Consider the following 21329-nt stretch of genomic DNA (forward strand, 5'->3'; position numbering starts at 1 on the left):
CTTGGCCAGAAAAATGAGTCGTTCTCGCTGTTCTAAACTAAGTGGTACAGAAACAATTCGAGGCATGTGTGAACATCTGTTAACTAAAAAAACTTTTTCGCATGATTAGTTATTTTTGTCAACTTAAGTTTTTTAGTGAATTTATAAAGCTAGTCACATAAGTAGGAGAGTCTAAAGTTCCTAGATACTCCCCCTCAATACATAAACGCAATGGGATGAAATTACTATTCTGATAATTTCCATCAAACTCTATAAAAACTTGATCGTTTCCAATTCTATTCATTTGCTATCTACCATTTTTATCAAGTCAGAAGGGACATCAGAAATCTTGATATTTCGTTCCTTTCCTGAAGACGTAATACCTTTTGTCGAACCATTCCAATGGAAATTGCCATTACCATCATCTTGAAACCTATGATAAATGACCTTCCCATCTTTATTTTCAATTGCCCATCTATTTTTGGATCACTATCAATTTTTACACTGTTTTCCCATAATTTTACATGATTGTCAGGAATTATTGCTTTAGTAGAGTTATAAGGCATATTTCCATCTTTCAAGTCATGATGTCCTGGATTTTCATAATATTGTGTTTCAACATTAATAACTTTATCTTTAGTTGATGGCTTGGTGCCTTCGACTATGTAATTACCAATAGTATTATTACTTTCGTCCTTATGTATGCCTAAAATCAGCAAAAAATCTATTTTTTAAATTCAGTAATATTAATAGGCTGATCTTTGACTAACTCAAGTACTCCTTCACCACCTTTAAAGTGAATAGATACACCATCATCATTGCTCAGTAAAATACCGCTACCAGATACAGCACGTTTTAAATGATAAACTGTGTCTGAATTATCTACCATTTCTGCAGTTTCAAAATTATCTGAAGATTTTAATTCAATGGTTAAATCTTGTGGGCCATTAAAATAAATAACTTGTGTTTCTGCAGGTGCATTACTTTGTACTTTTTCTTGGCTCACTTCATTATTTAAATTTGAGTTACATCCCATTAAACCGAATGCAAGTAATGTTGCCCCTAAAATATATTTCATTTTTGTACCTTTTCTAAAAAATTGAAGCAAACTTATACTAATGACTTTAACTTTTGATAAAAAGATGGAATTACACTTTTATACTAAATTTTACTGAAAGTAATGAAGCTAAAGTTGACTAAATAAATCAGGAATTGTCTTCTTTAAAAATTAATGCAAAAAAATATAGCAATATATGTTTCTTTAAATAAAACCTACATACACTCACATTCCTTGATCTTGAATTATTGTACGCTCATGTCATCTTAATTTTTGAATTTCAGCTATGAGTAAAAATAAAATGTACGATGCTCAGGTTTTACAGCAACAATATGAGCAATGGCATGATTTACATCGACAGATGCGAGAAGCGCAGCAAAAATGGCAAGCTGCAGAAAAGCTCTGGCAAGAATTACAGGCCTATTATCAAAGTGAACAATGGCTTGAGGACTATGAAAATGCGCCTGAACTTAGCTGCCGCGAAGGGGAATATTCTATATTATCGCAAGATACGCTATGGAATGCTTTAGAAGAGCGTCGCCAACATGCAATTGATTGGATGAAACTGAGTTTAAGTGTGATTGAGAATTAAACTTAATCCAAACTTACATCTAATTTATTTTGATCAATAAAACTATCATCACAGTTTTATTCAGTAAATTTACTGCATATTTAATCAGTTATGTTATTTTGAGTTGGTTTGAAGAAATTAAAAACGAGTATCAACATGAAAAAGTTATATAGTGTTTTGGCTGTTTTAAGTGTGGCAACTTTAGCTGCGTGTAGTAATCAGCCTATCAATGAACAAACTCAGGTGCCACAGACCATGCAAAATTGTGTCCCAGAATCTGCTGCGCAGTTAGTTGGTAAAACAGGTTTGACTGAAACACAAATTAAAGCGCTTACCCGAGCTGAAATTGTGAGAATGGTTACACCAGGTCAGCCTGTAACAATGGATTATCGTATGAATCGCGTCACTGTGGTGGTCGATCCGAAAACTAAAATTATTCTACAAGCTTCTTGCGGCTAAACAATTTTAAGAAATTTTCTCAATATTACCCTGAAAATTTGATCTGATTTTCAGGGTTTTTCGTTTTAATCAGCCAATCACTCAAAATTAAAGTACTACAGTGTTAATATATCGGTTGTCTTAAAATTTTAGATCAGGTTAGAAATGCACTTATTTATGTGTTTGAAAAATCAAGGAAATATACATTGATGCAAGCCTTGAATATATCGACACGTTTAGGTGGATTCTACTTTTTCTACTATGCAATTGTTGGGACGTTTTTGCCTTTTTGGAGCCTGTACTTAGAAGATCAAGGCTTTAATTATCAGGAAATTGGTGTTTTATCTTCCATTGCCATTTTAACGCGCTTTTTCGCGCCTTTTATTTGGGGATGGATTGCCGATAAATCAGGCAAACGGATGCTTTTGGTACGCATCGCAACTTGGATGGAAGCCAGCATTTGGTTGCTGATTTTTATTGTTCCGAATAGCTTTCAGTCTGTTGCATTACTCATGCTGATTTTTAGCTTTTTCCAAAATGCAATTTTGGCACAATTTGAAGGCGTGACTTTGTTTTGGTTGGGCGAGAAACGTGCAGAACTCTATGGCAAAGTGCGAAAATGGGGTTCTATAGGCTTTATTGTCGGGGTTTTTGGCATAGGTGCTATTTTAGAAATTATACCAATCTCCATGTTACCGATGTTGCTACTCAGTATTTCTTTACTGGCATTTCTATGGTCGTTCAGTATTCAAGAACCAAGCACCGCACCCATTGCACAAAAACAACTTGAACCCTTATTGCCCATTTTAAAGCGCCCAGTGGTCTATTCATTTTTTATTATTGAATTGATTTTGCTGTTTTCGCATGCACCATTTTATAGTTTTTATAGTAATTTTTTAAGTCAGGCAGGATTTAGCACAAGTCAGATCGGTTTATTGTGGTCTGTCGGGGTGGTTGCTGAAATCATTATGTTTGCCTATGCGAGTTTGTTTTTAAAGCGTTGGTCTTGGCGTTCACTGGTTGCCGTATGTTTAATTTTAACAGGCTTACGTTGGGTGATTGTTGGTTTATTTCCATCCATATTTTTTGCACATTTTTTTGCACAAAGCATCCATGCCTTTAGTTTTGGATTATTTCATATCATTGCCATGCGGGTGATTTTTCAAAACTTTTCTGCAGGGCAACAAGGTCGTGGGCAAGCACTTTACAGTACCATGTGGGGTTTAGGTGTTGCACTGGGGAGTATTTTGGCAGGGCATTATTGGGATATTGTTTCAGGCGAATGGATTTTTATTTTTGCAGGATTATCTACACTCGTTGGTCTGTGTTTTATTTGGGGATTGCCAAAGCAATTAGAATCGCAGTCAATGTCGAGTGATACCAAAGCCTAGTTGGTAATAGCGTTCTTTTATCAAAAATAGAAGCAAGCAACGTTGGATTAGCATAGTTTGCTTGCTTCTTACTCATTGCTACATCAAATACGGATTTTAGCGTATTGATGCCACCACGGTTGAGCCGTTTCAAGTTGTGCAGCCAGTTGTAAAAGCACATCTTCACGTGCAAAAGGCGCAATAAACTGCGAACCCAATGGTAAGTTATCTTTATTCCAATACAATGGCACAGACATTGCTGGCAGCCCAGTAATATTGGCAAGTTGAGTAAATGGCACCCATTTTAGGTTTTCTTTGACAATGCGATCGACCAATTTACCTTGCGCTAACCAATGTGCTTTACCTGCATGTAATAGTGTTTTTAAAATTGGTTTTTGCCATGCAGGAGTTTTAACTTCGCCATTTTTTGGTGCAACTGAGGCAGTTGCAGGGATGAGGTATAAATCATAACGCTCAAAGAATTGATTCATTTGCGCGACATATACCCCCCAATTATTCAAATTACGAATGTAATCTACTGACGTGGTTTTTGCGCCAAAGGCAGCCAAAGCCAAAGAGTCGAGCTCAAAATTATCGGAATGATTTGGCAGGCGAGTTTGAATTTCAGCAATTAAATAAGCAAATTGGCTAAACCATGTGGTAATAAAATCTTTGGCCAATTGCATACCATCAATAGCCGGACGGTCTTCAACAACTTCATGCCCTAAAGCTTCTAAAAGCTGTACGGTTTTTTGAATGGCATTGATCGCATCTTGTGAAACAGCTGTACCAATCGGAGATTGGGTCGAATATGCGATTCTTAATTTTTTTGGCGCTTGCTGAATTGCATCTAAATAACTGCGTTCAGGAGCTTCAATTTTGAAAAGTGAATGACCATCTGCGCCATGCGTTGCATCGAGCATTGCCGCACTGTCACGTACACTTTTACTTAAAATATGTTGCATCGCTGCACCATGCATGGCTTCACTGAGTTGTGGCCCCCACGGGGTGCGTCCACGACTTGGTTTTAAACCAAACAAACCACAGTAAGACGCAGGAATACGAATTGAACCACCGCCATCACTTGCCCCTGCAATCGGCACAATACCTGCCGCAACTGCAGACGCAGAACCACCAGAAGAACCACCACTATTGTGTTTCAAATTCCATGGATTTTTACATGCACCCCAAGCATCTGGCTCGGTTATCCCTTTAATCCCAAATTCAGGCGTGTTGGTACGTCCAAAGGTAACGATTCCGCTATTTTCCCAACGATTTACAATTTCTGCATTTTGTTCTGCAAGATGATGCGCACGTTTTAAACCCTGACAACCAAATGAAGTCGGATAGCCTGCATATTGTTGAAATAAGTCTTTGACTAAAAAGGGCACACCTGCAAATGGGCCTGTTAATTTTGTTTGTGTGCGCTGCCGTGCATGTTCATGCATAGGAATAATAATGGCATTTAATTGTGGATTGGTTTGTTCAGCACGTTGTAACGCAATATCTAATAATTCTGAGGCCTGAACATCCTTTTTGGCAACGAGCTCTGCCAAGCCTAAAGCATCATATTGGAGGTATTCTGCAAGTTTCATTTCAATCCTGAAAATCTGTATTGTCAAATTGATGTTGTATGCTATTTTTGTTTAAGAAGCAAGAATGACCCGATTACGACCTTGCATTTTTGCCTGATATAGCGCCTGATCTGCCTGAATAATTAAATCTTGTAAAGGGAGATTGGTGGGTAAGTGTGTATGTGACACGCCCATGCTTACTGTAAAATGAATGGGTTCAAGGTTTTCTAAATTTAACGCTTGATGTTCAATACACATACGAATACGTTCTGCAATGCGTTGAGTTTTATTTAAGTTATTATTGTTCAGCAAAATAATGAACTCTTCACCACCAGTGCGACAAAATAAATCGTGATCACGTAAATTGCTTTTAACGATGTTAGAGAGATGTTGCAAAGCACGGTCACCGACATAATGCCCATATTGATCATTCATTTTTTTAAAATCGTCGATATCTAACATAATTAAAGACAATGAATGATTGTTTTTATGCTTTAAAGCTTTTTCACTTAACTGAGTAAAACTACGGCGGTTCAGTGTTTCGGTTAAACTGTCATGATTTGCCAAATACAATACTTCTCTATACAACTGATTTCGGTTTTGGCTAATCACACATAAAATTAACGTGGCAAGACCTAAAATAATTAAACCCACACGAATAGAAATAATGGTGGTTAAATAACTCGAATTCACTTGATCTATAAACAAGCCTGTGACGCTGTGATACAGAGTTAAACAGACCAAGCTATTAATCAGTGCCAAATTAAAAAGTTGATAGCTGGCAGCTGCCCAAATTAATGCAGCCAATGGATACAACAATGCACCTGGTCCATAAAAAATATGGGTGCAGGCGATAGAGATCAGTAATGCAAAAAAGGGCAAGATATCCTGAATTTGAGTTTCTTTAGCATATTGATTATTTATAAGTTTTTTGAATTTAGACCAGCCTGGGGCAGCCAAAATTAAAGGTAAGACAATTACCGCATTTAAAATTTCACCAGACCACCAAGTAAAAAAATCAATCCAACGATTTTCTTTTAACATAAAGGTGTGTGGCAAATTTGGCAGCAGAAGAATGGCAAATAAAGCCCCAAAGAAACAGCCTAAAGTTACAGCAATAATATGTGGATATAGCTCTGACACATTATTATTGCTCGCTGGAAGTTTAGCGCGGGCAAAATTAAAGAAAAACAACCCACTAAAAACAGCTACAAAGTTGGAAAGCGTTAAACCTAGCGTCATCAGGAAAGTATTGTCTGTGACCAAATCGGCGCCCATATAGCCAAAAAAAGCACCCAAAATTCCACCAAAACTTTTTAAAGATGGAAAGCGAATGAGTAGCCCCAACAAGAGGGCGTTGCTTGGCCAAAAAAAAGAAAAGTAGCTAAGTGGGCGAGTAAAAATACCCAATAAACAAGAAAAAAATACCACAACGGCTAGCAGTCCAAAGGCAAATATTTGCTTTTGAGTCGAAGATATAGTTTGCGGTATGCTAAAGTTTTGCAAGTACTAAACTCACTTTTGCAATGGGTTGATAATTAAGAAAAAAACTTGAATGAGTGTGACGTTCACAACAGAAAGGCGATCATATCAAATAACCATTACCTACAAAGTCGATTAAATGTAAACTAAGTCACATTTTCGTTAAATAAAATTGTTGTCTTATGTTTATGCTTGCAGATTTGGATTAAAAATATGCTAAGTTGTCTAAACGGTTTATATCTTTAAATAAATGTATGAAAAAAATATATCTAACCACAGTTTTAAGCTTATGTTCTGTCTGCGCGATTGCGAATGAAAATACAACAATAGATTCAGCCAAGTTAACGCCAGTAGCAGCAGAAACGACCAATAAATTTCGTGTGGTGACCCGTCCAGAAATTGTGGGGCTGTGGGGCATGCAAATCCCAAATAATCGTAAATGTATTGAATATTACAACTTTAAAAGTAATAGCGATGTGGTGATTAAAAGCGGTCAAGAATGGTCTGCAGGTGTATATGATTATCAACCTTCACAAGACCCTGCAAATTCGTTACCGGCTTTAATTTTGCAAGTTAAATATGACAATAATGAAGTGGATTGTTCTGGATATCAGGAAGACCAAACAGGGGACATTTCACAATATTTTGTAAAATGGAAAAATGCGCACACCATTAATTTCTGTAGTAATGAAAAAGCAGAACAATGTTTTGCGACGTTGTACCGCGTCCTGCCTTAAACTTTTCATTATTTGGTCTATTAGAGATCTTTTATAAACTCGTACCCCTCATCCTGTAGCGCGTGTATTGATCATCTAGAGCGCTAAAGCACAAAAGTAGTGAATTTCAATCTTTCATTAGACGAATTATTGATGATCATTTTTCGAATCCAGAATCAATTAACAAGAGCGACACATTTTAGTGAGTTGAAAAGTTAGGTGAATTCTTAGAATCATTAGACTTTTTCAACCGGCAATGACCTTATTACATAAATTTGGAGCAAGCTGTGATTTAAAGGTTTGAGGAAATTTAAATATAATTAAAACACAGTGTTAGATATTTGTTTCAACAAAGCTCTTACAAATAAGACTTTATTTTCTCTTATTTATATACGAGTGTACGAGTGCATTTTAATTTAATGAAAATTTTATCGTCTTGCTGAAAATAAAAACGGCTACTGAGCCATGCAAGCATTTTGCGACACATGGCTCAGCAATAAATCCATAATTATGCCTCGTCAATTTCTAAAGGATTTAGACTTTGGACAGAACTTGCTTTAAATGGTGCAGCAATTTGCTTTAAATCTGAACCCGATGGGGCTTGATACACTTTTAAGCCAAACTCCGGAATAATTGCCAGCAAATGATCAAAAATATCGGATTGAATACTTTCATATTCTTTCCATGCAGTGGTTTTGGTAAAGGCATAAATTTCTAGTGGTAAACCTTCACTGCTTGGCTGTAGTTGACGAATAATCAATGACTGAGATTGATTAATGCCAGGATGCTGTTTCAGATAAAATTCAACATAGGCACGGAACGTCCCTAAATTGGTTAAACGGCGTTGGTTGTATTGTGATTGATTTGCTAACTGCTGATTAAACTGCTCAATTTCTTCATTTTTGCTATGTAAATATTGATCCAATAACAAAAACTCTTTAAGTTTGCTTTGTTCATGTTCAGTCATAAAGTGCACAGAACTTTGATCAATTAAAATGGCACGTTTAATACGTCGGGCACCAGCTTCCTGCATGCCACGCCAGTTTTTAAAGGTATCGGTAATGAGTTTATTGGTTGGAATAGTGGTCAGGGTTTTATCCCAGTTTTGCACGGTGACTGTATGTAATGACATATCAATGACATCACCATCGGCATTTAAAGAAGGCATTTCAATCCAGTCACCAATCCGTACCATATCGTAGGAAGAAATTTGTACCGAAGCCACTAGAGATAAAATGGTATTTTGGAAAACCAACATCAAAACAGCAGCCATCGCACCAAAACCTGCGAGTAAGGTAAACACATCTTTTTTCAGGAAAGTGCCTAAAATCATGAGGGCACAGACCACATAAATAATGAGTTTAACTAACTGCAAATAGCCCTTAATTGGCTTGTTGCGTGACTTAGGGTTGCGTTGATAGAACAGGTTAAAAATATTTAAAAATTCAGAAATTGCCAATGCAATGGTCAGGAATATAAAGGCTTGCGCACCCATTTGCACAAAGCTTTCTACTTTATCTGACAAATGCGGTACGGTGGTGATGCCGTTCATAATCACGACAGCTGGGACAATGTTGGCAATACGTCGGATGACACTATGCTGTGAAATAATTTCACTATTGGCAAAGGTCATTTTAGAAATCAGTTTGCGAATCCCGCGCACTACAATTTGCTTGGCAATAAAGTTGGCTAAAATTGCCAGTAGAATCACAATACTGAGTGAGGTCAGCATTTCTAACCAAGGGTATTGGTTATACCATTCCTGAATATTTTGAATAAAATTAAATTCTTGCAAAAGGTCCTCGCTTTAAGGTTGCTGATTTTCGTCTGCACGGCACTTAGAATTTTGGCCTGCAATTCACCTTAATTCTTCATTGATGTATGAAATTGTTAGATAGTGTATCGACTAAAGTTTAAATTTGAAGGCTGAGTAACTTTTTGCTACATTTCAATTATTTGTTTTTACTGAAAGTTTTCAATCAAGTTGCAGTCATAATAAAAAAGCCAGTACAGATACTGGCTTTGAATAGATACCTAGCATAAATACTTGCGTGATCTACCACATTAAATCATCTGGAATCACATAGGCTGCGTATGGATCTTCTTCATCTGTCGTGGCTTCATTTTTCTCGGCATTATTGACAATAATAAAGCCTTCCATTTTGCTATTAATACGTTCAGCTAAAGCTTTAGGCAGGAACGCATAACTGTCATTTTCTTTGGCAATCACCAAACTACCTGCCACGAGTGCATTGTAAATTTGTTGATTGATATACACTTTTTTAATCTTGCCATCTAAAAACTGATAAGCCACTTCACCATCGGTATCACGAATTTTATGCTGCTGAATCATTTGCATAATTGCTGCTTTCAGTTCTTTTTCCTGTAAAGCGGCTTTCTTTTCTTGCTCAATAGCTTGGTCTTTGGCGAGTTTTTCTTGCTGTGCCTGTGCAATTTTGGCTTTCACTTCAGCATCTTTACTTTCACCTGTGCGCTGTTCGTGTAAGGTTTGTTTAGACAGTTTTTTTGCTTTTTTATTATCCACTAAACCCGCTTTGAGCAATTGTGCCTGTAGTGCATTTTTAACCATGATAATTTCCGAAACTTAATGTTGAAGATGTCGATAGCGAAAATAAATAATCCAATACACCAAACTCAAACTTAGGCTGAGTCCTGCAGGTACCAGAAAAGAATTCAGTTTAAATGTAGGATAAATGGCTGCAGCGAGTAATCCACCCACAAAGAAACCAATTAAAATCAGTAGGTGTAAAACAATACGCCTTTTTTCAACTTGTAAGCCCCGCACTCGATAACCGAGAGCTAAGCCTAAATCGGTCAATACCCCAGATAAATGTGTGGTGCGGATGATGGTGCCTTTATAGTAGCTGATCATGGCATTTTGTATGCCCATGGCAACCGATGCCCAAAGCAGGGCATAACGTGGGAAATAAGGCAATAATGCCCAGCAGATTAAAATAAAAAATGCCACCAAACTCATGGGCAAACCATAACGACGCCCTAAGCGAAAATTGCTATTTCCTAAAATGACGCCGCTATAAAATGAGCCAATCACATAGCACAAAATCACCAGAAACAAGAAAATCATGGCTTCTGGTTTCCAGTCGATTAGCGCCATCGCCAAGATACTAACGTTACCAGTCATGTGCGAAACGGACTGGTGCAATACGGTCACCAATCCGAGTACGTTAATAATTCCAGCATTGACGGCTAGAAAAAAAGCACCAAATTGCACCCAAAGGGGTAAAGTTTGAAAAGGCATAATGGATGATTGCGTAAGTTTCCTAACGCATTGTATCTTAACTCAAACCACGGTCAACCGCAGTAGTAAATAGCACATCGGTAGATGAGTTAAGTGCAGTTTCGGTTGAATCTTGCAATACGCTAATGACCATACCAATTGCAACAACTTGCATGGCAATATCTGAAGAAATACCAAATAAGCCACACGCTACAGGAATCAGCAGTAACGAGCCGCCCGCAACGCCTGAAGCACCACAGGCCGACACCGTTGCAACCACAGATAAAATCAGCATGGTGCTAAAATCGACAGAAATTCCTAAAGTATTTACCGCAGCTAAGGTCAAAACGGTAATGGTGACCGATGCGCCTGCCATGTTAATTACTGCACCTAACGGAATTGCAACACTCGCGGTTGATTCCTGTACGCCTAAACGCTTGGCTAAGTCTAAATTGACAGGGATATTGGCTGCAGAACTACGGGTAAAGAAAGCAGTAATGCCACTTTCGCGTAAGCATTGAAAAACTAAAGGATAAGGATTGCTGCGGGTCACAAATGCCACCATGATTGGGTTGATGACCAACGCGACAAAGAACATCGTACCTAACAAGACTGCCAATAATTGAGCATAACTGGCTAAGGTGCTCAAGCCTGCATCGGCAAATGTCACGGCAACCAAGCCAAAAATACCGAAAGGCGCAAAGTTAATCACCAAGCGAATAACGCGATTGACTGCATTGGCTGCATCATTCAACAATGCTTTGGTGGACTCTGTAGCATGGCGGAAGGCAATCCCTAAAGCCACAGCCCAAGCCAAAATACCAATAAAGTTGGCTTCGGCAATGGCAACTACAGGGTTAGCAACAAAACTAAGTAAAAGATTTTTCAAAATTTCAGCAAGACTGCCCGGCGGGGTTAATTCTGACTGTGTTGCAACATCTAAAAATAATGTACTTGGGAAAAGTGAGCTTGCAATGACCGCACTGAGCGCAGCCAAGAACATACCAATCGCATACATCAGCATAATCGGTTTGATATAAGCATTGCTACTTCCAATTTTAAAATTGGCAATGGATGCCATGACCAAAATAAACACTAAAATTGGCGCAACAGACTTCAGGGCTTTAATAAATATATCACCCAAAAGGCTTAAATAGGGCGCAGATTCTGGAAATAAAATCGCAACAGCCACACCGAGTACAATTGCAATCATAATTCGGGAGACTAAACTCAAACGCAAAAAAGCTGAAAACATACGAAAATAAGGTAAAAGAAAAGCGGCTATTTTATACTGAAATATCCATGTGCTTAAAAGTAATTTTGATATAAAAATTAAGTCTATATTTTTAAAAGTGATATTTATTAAACTGTTTAAATTTCAGCAAGATAAAAGTACTCATTGATCAAAAAGTATGTGTGTTGAACATCCAGTTTTAAAGATAAAATTAAAGATCAATTTCTTGATCTTTAAGTCAGTTCAGGCGCAAGCTCTTGCATGGCTAAATAATGTGAAAAAAAAACTTTTCCATTTAAATGCTGCAAAAGTTTTGAGTGTTGTAATTTGTCCATTACCGGGCCTTTAATTTCAGAAAAATGCAGACAAATATTCAATTTTTTTAGTTCAAGATTTAAATCTTCCAGCATTTCGAGTGCGCTTAAATCAATACTGCTAATACTCGAACAATTCACCACTACATGCTTTAACTGAGGGTTTTGGCTGACTTGATTAATAAAAAAGCCTTTTAAAGTATTGGCATTTAAAAAGGTTAGATTTTCATCAATTCGCATGGATAGCACGTGTGGCGCGGTACGCACTTGATGCCGCTGAATATTACGAAAATGTTGTGTGCCTTCAAGTAAACCAATTACCGCAATATGTGGTCGGCTAATACGCCACAACATTAGAATAAAGGTGGACACAATCCCAATAATTAAACCTGTCGAAATATCAATGAATACAACACCAAAGAACGTCACCCACATGGCCAGACCATCGGCTTTGGAATAACGCCAAGTTTCTTTAAAAGATTGGAACTCGACCAGTTTCCAAATTGAAACAATAATGGTTGCAGCCAAAACAGCCAGTGGTAAGTCTTGGAAAAATCCCGTGAAGTATAAACTGACAATAACAATCACGATGGAGGTAAATACACCTGCCATTGGTGTTTTTGCACCTGCATCGGCATTGACCACGGTACGCGACAAACTGCCTGTGACGGGAAAAGAGGAGCTAACACCTGCGCCAAAATTGGCTAAACCGAGTGCAATCAGTTCCTGATTGCTATTTAAGTGACTACGTTGTTGTAAGGCGGTGGCTTGCGCAATAGACAGAGATTCCACAAAACTGATCATGGCAATCATGGCTGCGCCAGGAAGGAGTTGTAGAACAAGTTGTGCATTCCATTCAGGGAATTGAATAGGCGGAAATCCTGAAGGAATTTCTCCGACTGTTTTAATGCCGATTTGTTGCAAATGCAATGAATAAACCAAAGCAATTGAACCGATCACCAATACCAATGGCAAGGCTTTTAAGATAAAGCCGCTACCTCGAACACGCTCACGAATGGCATTACTGTTGATGATTTTAGGGGCATAAATTAGAAATAAAATGGCAGCAACACCCAAGAGCACGCTATAAAAATGGGTTTGTCCCATATATTTCCAAAAGCTGTATAAGAACTCAGGTAAGTTATTGGCTTTAAGGGGGATGTCTAAAAGAAATTTAAGCTGTCCAATCGCAATCATTAATGCAGAGGCAATAATGAAGCTTTTAATAACAGGATGGCTAATGAGTTGAATTAAAAAACCGAAACGAAAAACACCTAAAAGTAGTGAAATAATGCCGACCATCAGGGCAAGTAAACAAGCTGCTTGAATATAAGCTGCCGAGCCGACTTCAAATAAAGGATTGAGCGTCGCAAAGGTCATCATAGAAATAATGGCGACTGGGCCAATGGACAAGGTTGCGCTGCCACCAACCAAGGCGTACATGATCATGGGGATCACGCTCGCGTATAAACCCATGACAGGAGGCAAACCTGCAAGCATGGCATAGGCCATTCCTTGAGGTACCAACATGGCAATGACAATAAACGCAGACAGCAGATCAGATTTCAATGTTTCTGCATTGTATTTTCGCAGCCATTGCCAAGCAGGTAGTACACGAGTCAAACGTGAATTGAAATCTGACATACTGAAATCTAAATCATAAATTTAGATATATTATGAACAAAAAATGCTAAGAAGTCTTTGAAATAGCAGGAGAGTATTCAAGTTTTATGGTGATGCCTGATAATACAGGCATTATCATTTAGACCTGCGGGCAATAAAGTGCATAGAGGGTATTAAGTACCTGCACCATTTTTTCATCTTTAATTGAATAAAAAATTTGCTTGCCATCACGGCGGGTATTCACCACATCACTTTTACGCAGCATCATTAATTGTTGCGATAAAGTAGGCTGATGAATTTGAGTTATTTCTTCAATTTGCGATACGTTTAATTCTTGTTGAGATAAATGACAAAGAATTAAAAGACGGTCACTATTCGCCAAAGATTTTAAAATTCCAACAACGGTATCCGCAGATTCACGCATTGATGTGATTTCAAGACCATCGTTCATTGTTTTATTCTCTTAATTTACAGCTAACCCAATATATATTAGGCGGGAGTGGAAGATAAATTATATAACATAAATCATTATTTATATATGAGAACAAGTATCATTTAAGAAAAGATATCAGCCAATCATAAATAATGGGCTGATATTCTAATCAAAAAATTGATAAAAAAGTGGCTGAGTTACAATAAAACCTATTTTTTCACTTGTTCAAAACTTTTTAATTCTTTCTCACTAAATTCACTCGATGCAGCTAACAATTCGTGAATTTCTGGGTTATACCAAGCAAAGTATTCCGACATTTTTGCACTAAAAGTATCATCTAGGCTTATCTGCGTAGCATTGTGTTGCAACAAGGCTTGCTGATCTAAACTGCTGATAAAACTTTTTAAGGTGGCACTATCAAAATAATATGCAGACTTAAATTGTGCAGAATCTGCAGCGCGTTGTAATACGGTTTTGGTCATTTTTTCCAAAACTTTCAGATTTAAAGGGATGTGTGCGCTATAACGCTGCAAAAGCCCTTGAATCAATACGAAATTATTTAAACTTGGTTTTGCCAGTTCAGCTAAGGCATAGAGTTCATGCTGTGTAGCTGGGTTCGGCTGTAATTGCAGATTTGCTTCTGTAACCCAATTTTGCTGAATAAAGTACGCCACAATTTTTTCGATTTCTTGAGAAAGTTCTTGCGCCGTCCATGCCAAGAAAAACTCTTGCTTCAAATATGGATAAATCGCCTGCAGTTTTTGCATTAAATCTGCGCATGATAATGCTAAATTTTGTTCATTAAACTGCTGCACAATTAATGCTACACACGCAGGCAAAATAAAGCAGTGCAAAATATTATTGCTAAAATAGCTCAATAAGATTTTTTGGCTTTCTGCGACTCGAATCTGTTCTACACCATCTTGGTTATAACGCTCAACTTGTTTAAGTTTTAGCGCATATTCAATAATTTCTTGTGGATTTAAACCCGTAATAATCATACGTGGGTCGTAGCACAATTGTTTGAGCAAACGTCGATATTGTTCAATTCGGGCGAGCAACTCATCTTGTTTCAATGCATGCTGATCGGCATTTAATAAAATCAGAGAGATGAGGGCGATTGGGTTAATCACCACCGCTTTATTGATATTTTCCAAGATTGCATGCGCAGTATGATCTACCGTGTGAATCACAGAGGTCGGTAGTTCATCATTTATGTTCAGTTTTACATCGCGTGCTTGGTTGGCAGTTAAAACATCATCTAAAAATACAGGTTCGCCAAAGTTGACATAGACCTGACCAAAGACTTTTTCAATTTTACGGGCAGAATTTAAAATACCCCATAAAGATTCGGCTTCTTTCGGTTTACCGTTTAATTCATTTAGATAGGATGTGCCTTCAATCAGTTTTTCATAACCAAAATATGTCGGAATAAATGCAATTGGTTTGGTTGCTCCGCGTAAATGGCTTTGAATGGTCATCGACAACATGCCTTTTTTCGGCGGTAACAATAAACCTGTACGTGAGCGTCCACCTTCAATGAAGTATTCGAGTGGGGTGTTGCGTGACAATAAACTGTGTAAATATTCTTTAAATACCGAGGTGTATAATTCATTGCCGCTGAAAGTACGGCGAATAAAATACGCACCTGCACCACGCATTAATTGACCCACAATTGGTAAATTTAAATTAATACCTGCTGCAATATGCGGCACCATCAAGCCACGATTAAAAATCACATAAGACAGCAACAAATAGTCGATGTGGCTACGATGACAAGGGGTATAGACGATTTCATAGTCTTTGGCGAGTTCGCGTACCGTGTCAAAGTGATGCACTTCAATGCCATCATAGAGCTGTGTCCAAAGCTTGGTCAGTGCCAGTTCAGCAAAACGCAAAGTCGAATAAGAAAAGTCCGATACAATTTCAGTTAAATAGCTTTTAGCACGGTTTTCTGCTTCAAACATACTGACTTTTTGTTCGATACTTTCTTTACGAATAGCTTGTTGTACTGCTTCACTTTTCATCAACGCATGAATCAAATTACGGCGGTCAGATAAGTCTGGGCCTAAAATCGCTTCTTTGTGTTGATTAAAATTGTGTTCCAGATGTTGCTCAATAAAGTGCGCAGGCGATAAGTGTGGTTGTTGTTGTGTGGCTTGTTCAATAAGCTGACGTAAGGAAATTGCTTTATGAAACTCGATGTAGTTATCACGTGAATAGAGCGAAATATTAATGGTTTGTTTAAGCTTGTTTGGCGTAGACCATGCATCGGCAAATAATGCTTTAAACCAAGAGTCTTCGTATTCGGGTGAACGTCCCCAAAGTACAGTTACGGGAACTAACAACACATCATGTTCAGGATGTTGCTCTAAGGTTTCAATGAGTCGAATCAATTTAGCAGAGTAGTGATAAGCACTGTGCTGTGGGTTTTTCTCACGCAAGACCAAAATGGAATCGTCTTCCTGATGCTCGGCAATGTTTAAAGGCGCATACACAGAAGGTAAACCACGAGATTGCGTCTGCTGATCAATCAATACGGTATTGCTGAGAGAGGCATCTTGCAGCACATAACAAAATTGTGTTTTTTCAGAGCTTTGTGCAACACGATGTTCTAATTCTGCAGTCGTGCCTAATACTTGTGGCGTCACAATCTTATCTAAGATTTTTTTAGTGAAATTACGATAAAGCTGACTGTAACGTTTATTAGACATTGCATTCCCTACATTTTGTTATGTGTTGCTATTGTCAAAAAATAAATAGCGAATTTCAAACCCAAGTGCCGAGAAAATCGACAATTAAACTGAGGTCGTCATCTCTTTATTCTAATTCGCATTTTGTTGAAAGCTAATCATATTTTTGTATAAAACAATTTTCGTGAAACATCGGCAAAAATTTTATAAAAAGGTATGATAATTTAAATTTTGTTTATATAGATATAACTTAGGGAATAATCATGACCACAGATGTAGCTTTTTCAACACCAGCAAATTTAGGGATTGCCGTATATAGCAATAATGCAGAAGCGATTGGTAACACGCCATTGGTACGCATTAACCGTTTAATTTCTGGCGATGCAACGGTTTTAGCCAAAGTGGAAAGCCGTAACCCTGCATTTTCTGTGAAATGCCGTATTGGTGCTGCTTTAATTGCCGATGCTGAAAAACGTGGCGTGTTAAAAGCAGGTATGCATATTGTAGAACCGACCAGTGGTAATACAGGAATCGCTTTGGCATTTGTAGCTGCAGCAAAAGGTTATGAGATTACACTAACGATGCCTGCAAGCATGAGTATTGAGCGCCGTAAGGTGTTGAAAGCGTTGGGTGCAAATTTGGTGCTGACTGAGCCTGCAAAAGGTATGAAAGGCGCGGTGGATGAAGCAGAGCGTTTGGCAACCGAACATCCTGAAACTTATTATTTGCCGCAGCAGTTTAATAACCCTGCCAATCCGCAAATTCATGAAGAAACCACAGGCCCAGAAATTTGGGCAGCAACAGGCGGCAAGGTCGATATTCTTGTTGCAGGTGTAGGTACAGGCGGTACGATTTCTGGTATTTCGCGTTATTTCAAAAAGGTAAAAGGTCAGGCATTGCATACTGTTGCAGTCGAGCCTGCTGAATCTCCAATTATCGCTCAGGCCAAGCGTGGTGAAGCCATTACGCCTGCACCACATAAAATTCAGGGGATTGGCGCTAACTTTATTCCAAAAAACCTAGATTTAGATTTGGTGGATGAAGTGATTGCGATTGAAAGTGCTGAAGCAATTGACTGGGCGCGTAAAACAGCAACCCAAGAAGGTATTTTAGTCGGTATTTCAAGTGGTGCAGCAATGGCTGCTGCTGCAAAATTGGCGGCACGTCCTGAAAATGCAGGTAAAAATATTGTGGTGATTTTACCTGACAGTGGTGAGCGTTATTTATCTTCAGTATTATTTGAAGATATTAGTGCAGAATGATGTGTCTTTAGACAGTCAAAAGAATTTGAAAAATCCCAAAGTTTGAACTTTGGGATTTTTTATTTAGAGAATAAATTTATGAGGTGAGTTAATACGTTCTGAAAAGCAAATTTCTTTCTACTTAGACGCTAATATTTAGCGGGATCAGCAATGAATCCAAGGAAGCTAACTATGTAAAAATCAAACAATCGCAGATACTTTATCTGGCGTCATCAGTGCTTGATTAATATATAGCTTGATTAAGCGTTCACGTGACCCAATAGCTTTTTGATAATGGGTAGAATTGAGTAATAACGACGCACCATAAGTTACTGTCCAAATATAAGACAGATAATCACGGATCGACATCGCGCTGTTAAAGGACTCTAAATAGGCTTGGGTGATGTCCTTAATTTCTAAAATACGCTGCTCACGAATATCGTATAACTGTTCAAACAATTCATTTAGTTTACGTTCATTATTGGTTAAGCGTTCTTCAATCGAGTGCAGCAAAATCGTACGGTTGGAATTAAGCATGTTATACAGCATGTACTGCGAAACATAAGTTTGAAAGTTATGGTGATACTGTTTGGAAATATCCAATAAACGCTGTTCATTTAAAATAATTAACTCTAAATAGAGCTGATTTTTACTTTTGAAATATTTATAAATTGTGCCTTTGGCAATATCTAACTCTGCAGCCAACTCACTTAATGTAATATCATTATGATTTTCCAGTAATAAAACCTCAGCCATTGCCAAAATTTTCTCTTTACGACGTCGGAAATTTTCTTGGCGTAGAGTCGTCATCAATCAATATTCCAATTACAACCAATTAAGCATGTTGGAGTCTAGTGCAGTTTGAGCAACTTGAAAATAGCACCAAGGTCTTGAAAAGGTAAGTTTTAACGTATGTTCATCAGTGAACCAATGAATTTAAAAAATATCATGTGAAAAATAGCACAATCCATAAGCCAAATCGGTTGTCAATAAAACTGAACCAAACAGGTCATTTTAGTGAAATAAAATTGGATTTCTAAAACTTTTATTCTATTTTTCATAAGCAAGGCCTAAAAGTCTAAGATCAATCAAGCATAGCAATTCAGCACTTTGCGAGATTGCAATGCTCATCTTTTGATTTACATTTAACGTGAATTACTTGCTAACTCACAGGGATGTTATTTGTAATTTTAAAAAGCATGGCTTTTACGGTAATCACTTTAAAAAGACGGTAATAAGGGACTAAAAATGATTGTAATTGTAGATGCTGTACGTACCGCAATGGGCGGCTTTCAAGGTTCACTGGCAAGTTGTACAGCACCCGATTTAGGCGCGGTTGCAATTCAACACGCAGTTGCACGTGCAGGTTTAAGTGGGACTGACATTGATGAAGTAATTTTTGGTTGTGTATTGCCTGCAGGTTTGAAGCAAGGCCCTGCACGTCAGGCGATGCGTCAAGCGGGTTTACCCGATAGTACAGGTGCAACCACCATCAATAAAATTTGTGGCTCTGGCATGAAAGCTGTTATGCAGGCAGCCGATGCTATTCAGGCAGGTTCAGCGCAGATTGTGGTCGCTGGCGGTATGGAATCTATGTCGAATGCGCCGTATTTGCTAGATAAAGCACGTGCAGGTTTCCGTATGGGACACGGCAAAGTCACAGACCACATGTTTCAGGAAGGTTTAGAAGATGCTGAAACAGGCTTGTCGATGGGCGTGCTGGCGCAAGACATGGCAGACAAGAAAAACTATACCCGTGAGCAGCAGGATGAATACGCAATTCGCTCTTTAAACCGCGCGGTAGAAGCCATTCAAAACGGTTATTTTAAAAATGAAATCGTGCCTGTCACTGTTCATTCACGTAAAGGTGATGTGATTGTCGATCAGGATGAACAACCGTTAAATGCCAAAGTCGATAAAATTAGCAGTTTGCGTCCCGCATTTAAAAAAGATGGCACGATTACAGCCGCCAATGCCAGCTCTATTTCAGATGGCGCATCTGCTCTGGTGATTACATCAGATGTGGTTGCGGCAGAGCGTGGCTTAAAACCGCTTGCAAAAGTTGTGGCATACGCGACACATTCACAACATCCTTCTGAGTTTACTCTTGCTCCTGTAGGGGCGATTCAAAAAGTGCTAGATAAAGCAGGGTGGTCGGTTGCCGATGTAGATTTGTGGGAAATTAATGAAGCCTTTGCCATGGTAACCATGCTTGCGATAGATGCTTTTGATTTAGACCCTGCCAAAGTGAATATTCAGGGTGGTGCATGTGCTTTGGGGCATCCTCTAGGTTCTTCAGGTTCACGTATTATTGTGACGCTCATTCATGCATTGAAACGTATAGGCGCGAAAAAAGGCGTGGCATCTTTATGTATTGGCGGTGGTGAAGCCACAGCGATTGCGGTGGAGTTAGTTTAAGTCCAGCTCGTCTAACTGCAGATTCATCTATAAAAAATAGAGTTCTCGAAAGAACTCTATTTTTTTAACTTTTAACTTTTAACTTTTAACTTTTAACTTTTAACTTTTAACTTTTAACTTATTAACAATAACAATGAAGTTTTATGCTTGGATAAACTGCTTCACTGCTTGGTTAAATTCATTTGGCAATTCTACGTTAGAAATGTGCGATGCATTGATTTCAAACAATTGGCTATTGGCAATACGTTCAACCATAAATTGACCATCGACAACTGTTGTCACAGGGTCTTGCTGACCTGCAACCACTAAAACAGGCACAGTGATGTCTTTAAGTTGTTCACGTACATCCGCTTTAGCCAAAGCTTCGCAACAGCTCGCATAACCTTCGGCGCTGCCAGCTGCCAAGTCGTTTTGAAGATTGTTGACCACTGTCGCGTTGCTTTGGATAAAGGGTTCAGTAAACCAGCGTGATGCTGCAGTCGAAGCAATCGGTTGTAAACCTTGTTCGCGTACCAATGCGGCACGGTCATTCCAAGCCTGTTCTTGACCAATTTTTGCCGCAGTATTACACACCACCACCTGATTAAAACGTTCAGGGCGATGAATCGCTAACCATTGACCTGTTAAACCGCCCATAGAAATACCACAGAATGCCGCTTTTTCAACATTTAAGTGATCGAGTAGATTTACAACATCTTGACCCAATTGATCAATGCTATATGGACCTTGCGGAGCTGATGATGCACCGTGACCACGTGTGTCGTAGCAAATTACAAAAAAGTCTTGCTGGAAAAAATCAATCTGTGCTTGCCACATTTTGAAGTTTGTACCCAGCGAGTTTGAAAAAATCAGTGCAGGTTTTGTAGCATCACCAAAAGTTTGGTAATTGATTTGCGCATCATTTGAGGTAAAAGTTGGCATTTTTTT

The 21329-nt window shown here is 38.3% G+C and carries 19 protein-coding genes and 1 pseudogene; 6 read left to right on the forward strand and 14 right to left on the reverse strand.

All coding sequences use genetic code 11. The features are described from left to right. The 3 genes and pseudogenes from FTV28_RS13670 to FTV28_RS12050 all read right to left on the reverse strand — a co-directional run. Window positions 1-66, reverse strand: a pseudogene (locus FTV28_RS13670) (helix-turn-helix domain-containing protein); the annotation flags it as partial. 236 nt (window positions 67-302) lie between these two features. Next, on the reverse strand, window positions 303-698 hold the full coding sequence (locus FTV28_RS12045; RefSeq protein ID WP_179990588.1) for a hypothetical protein: 396 nt from the start codon (window positions 696-698) through the stop codon (window positions 303-305). 5 nt (window positions 699-703) lie between these two features. Continuing rightward, window positions 704-1057, reverse strand: coding sequence for a hypothetical protein (locus tag FTV28_RS12050; protein WP_004973479.1), 354 nt, complete (start codon window positions 1055-1057; stop codon window positions 704-706). Between the two features lie 265 nt (window positions 1058-1322). Between FTV28_RS12050 and FTV28_RS12055 the strand changes: the two genes are divergently transcribed. The 3 genes from FTV28_RS12055 to FTV28_RS12065 all read left to right on the forward strand — a co-directional run bounded on the left by FTV28_RS12055 (window position 1323) and on the right by FTV28_RS12065 (window position 3436). Continuing rightward, window positions 1323-1628, forward strand: a complete 306-nt coding sequence (locus FTV28_RS12055) for a DUF4298 domain-containing protein (RefSeq protein WP_154320729.1) — start codon at window positions 1323-1325, stop codon at window positions 1626-1628. A gap of 135 nt (window positions 1629-1763) precedes the next feature. Then, window positions 1764-2066, forward strand: a complete 303-nt coding sequence (locus FTV28_RS12060; protein WP_154320730.1) for an I78 family peptidase inhibitor — start codon at window positions 1764-1766, stop codon at window positions 2064-2066. Window positions 2067-2254: 188 nt separating this feature from the next. After that, the gene (locus tag FTV28_RS12065) at window positions 2255-3436 is read left to right on the forward strand and encodes an MFS transporter (RefSeq protein ID WP_096901597.1); all 1182 of its coding nucleotides are present in this window, start codon (window positions 2255-2257) and stop codon (window positions 3434-3436) included. Window positions 3437-3519: 83 nt separating this feature from the next. Here FTV28_RS12065 and FTV28_RS12070 read toward each other — a convergent pair whose 3' ends face one another. Then, entirely contained in the window at window positions 3520-5010 is a 1491-nt protein-coding gene (locus FTV28_RS12070; RefSeq protein ID WP_179990590.1) for an amidase, read from the reverse strand. A 51-nt stretch (window positions 5011-5061) separates the two neighbouring features. Then, on the reverse strand, window positions 5062-6339 hold the full coding sequence (locus FTV28_RS12075; RefSeq protein ID WP_257220040.1) for a sensor domain-containing diguanylate cyclase: 1278 nt from the start codon (window positions 6337-6339) through the stop codon (window positions 5062-5064). Window positions 6340-6725: 386 nt separating this feature from the next. On the opposite strand from FTV28_RS12075, the gene FTV28_RS12080 reads away from it, so the two are divergent. Then, entirely contained in the window at window positions 6726-7208 is a 483-nt protein-coding gene (locus tag FTV28_RS12080; protein WP_004973490.1) for a hypothetical protein, read from the forward strand. A 487-nt stretch (window positions 7209-7695) separates the two neighbouring features. Here FTV28_RS12080 and FTV28_RS12085 read toward each other — a convergent pair whose 3' ends face one another. The 7 genes from FTV28_RS12085 to plsB all read right to left on the reverse strand — a co-directional run bounded on the left by FTV28_RS12085 (window position 7696) and on the right by plsB (window position 16764). Then, window positions 7696-8982 carry a mechanosensitive ion channel family protein gene (locus FTV28_RS12085; protein WP_096901601.1) on the reverse strand — a complete coding sequence of 429 codons (1287 nt, stop codon included), beginning with the start codon at window positions 8980-8982 and terminating at the stop codon, window positions 7696-7698. A gap of 261 nt (window positions 8983-9243) precedes the next feature. Beyond that, window positions 9244-9777 (reverse strand): DUF2058 domain-containing protein, encoded by a 534-nt coding sequence (locus tag FTV28_RS12090; RefSeq protein WP_004973493.1) that lies wholly within the window; start codon window positions 9775-9777, stop codon window positions 9244-9246. A gap of 15 nt (window positions 9778-9792) precedes the next feature. After that, window positions 9793-10467 carry a YoaK family protein gene (locus FTV28_RS12095; protein ID WP_131261946.1) on the reverse strand — a complete coding sequence of 225 codons (675 nt, stop codon included), beginning with the start codon at window positions 10465-10467 and terminating at the stop codon, window positions 9793-9795. Window positions 10468-10504: 37 nt separating this feature from the next. Then, window positions 10505-11701 carry a serine/threonine transporter SstT gene (gene sstT / locus FTV28_RS12100; protein ID WP_179990593.1) on the reverse strand — a complete coding sequence of 399 codons (1197 nt, stop codon included), beginning with the start codon at window positions 11699-11701 and terminating at the stop codon, window positions 10505-10507. 212 nt (window positions 11702-11913) lie between these two features. Further along, window positions 11914-13638 (reverse strand): SulP family inorganic anion transporter, encoded by a 1725-nt coding sequence (locus tag FTV28_RS12105; RefSeq protein WP_179990596.1) that lies wholly within the window; start codon window positions 13636-13638, stop codon window positions 11914-11916. A gap of 118 nt (window positions 13639-13756) precedes the next feature. After that, window positions 13757-14068: a metalloregulator ArsR/SmtB family transcription factor gene (locus FTV28_RS12110; protein WP_004973501.1), complete on the reverse strand. Its 312-nt coding sequence runs from the start codon at window positions 14066-14068 to the stop codon at window positions 13757-13759. A 191-nt stretch (window positions 14069-14259) separates the two neighbouring features. Continuing rightward, complete coding sequence (gene plsB / locus FTV28_RS12115; RefSeq protein ID WP_178319045.1) at window positions 14260-16764, reverse strand: glycerol-3-phosphate 1-O-acyltransferase PlsB; 2505 nt, start codon at window positions 16762-16764, stop codon at window positions 14260-14262. Window positions 16765-17006: 242 nt separating this feature from the next. On the opposite strand from plsB, the gene cysK reads away from it, so the two are divergent. After that, entirely contained in the window at window positions 17007-18005 is a 999-nt protein-coding gene (gene cysK, locus FTV28_RS12120) for a cysteine synthase A (RefSeq protein WP_179990598.1), read from the forward strand. A gap of 180 nt (window positions 18006-18185) precedes the next feature. On the opposite strand, the gene FTV28_RS12125 is transcribed toward cysK, so the two are convergent. Next, window positions 18186-18794 (reverse strand): TetR/AcrR family transcriptional regulator, encoded by a 609-nt coding sequence (locus FTV28_RS12125; protein ID WP_004973506.1) that lies wholly within the window; start codon window positions 18792-18794, stop codon window positions 18186-18188. A 438-nt stretch (window positions 18795-19232) separates the two neighbouring features. Here FTV28_RS12125 and FTV28_RS12130 point away from each other — a divergent pair, with 438 nt between their 5' ends. After that, window positions 19233-20402, forward strand: coding sequence for a thiolase family protein (locus FTV28_RS12130; RefSeq protein ID WP_179990600.1), 1170 nt, complete (start codon window positions 19233-19235; stop codon window positions 20400-20402). A gap of 141 nt (window positions 20403-20543) precedes the next feature. Here FTV28_RS12130 and pcaD read toward each other — a convergent pair whose 3' ends face one another. After that, window positions 20544-21323 carry a 3-oxoadipate enol-lactonase gene (gene pcaD / locus FTV28_RS12135; RefSeq protein ID WP_096901607.1) on the reverse strand — a complete coding sequence of 260 codons (780 nt, stop codon included), beginning with the start codon at window positions 21321-21323 and terminating at the stop codon, window positions 20544-20546. Between the last annotated feature and the right edge of the window lie 6 nt (window positions 21324-21329).

The organism is Acinetobacter sp. YH12252 (assembly GCF_013417365.1).
Taxonomy (GTDB): Bacteria; Pseudomonadota; Gammaproteobacteria; order Pseudomonadales; family Moraxellaceae; genus Acinetobacter; species Acinetobacter towneri.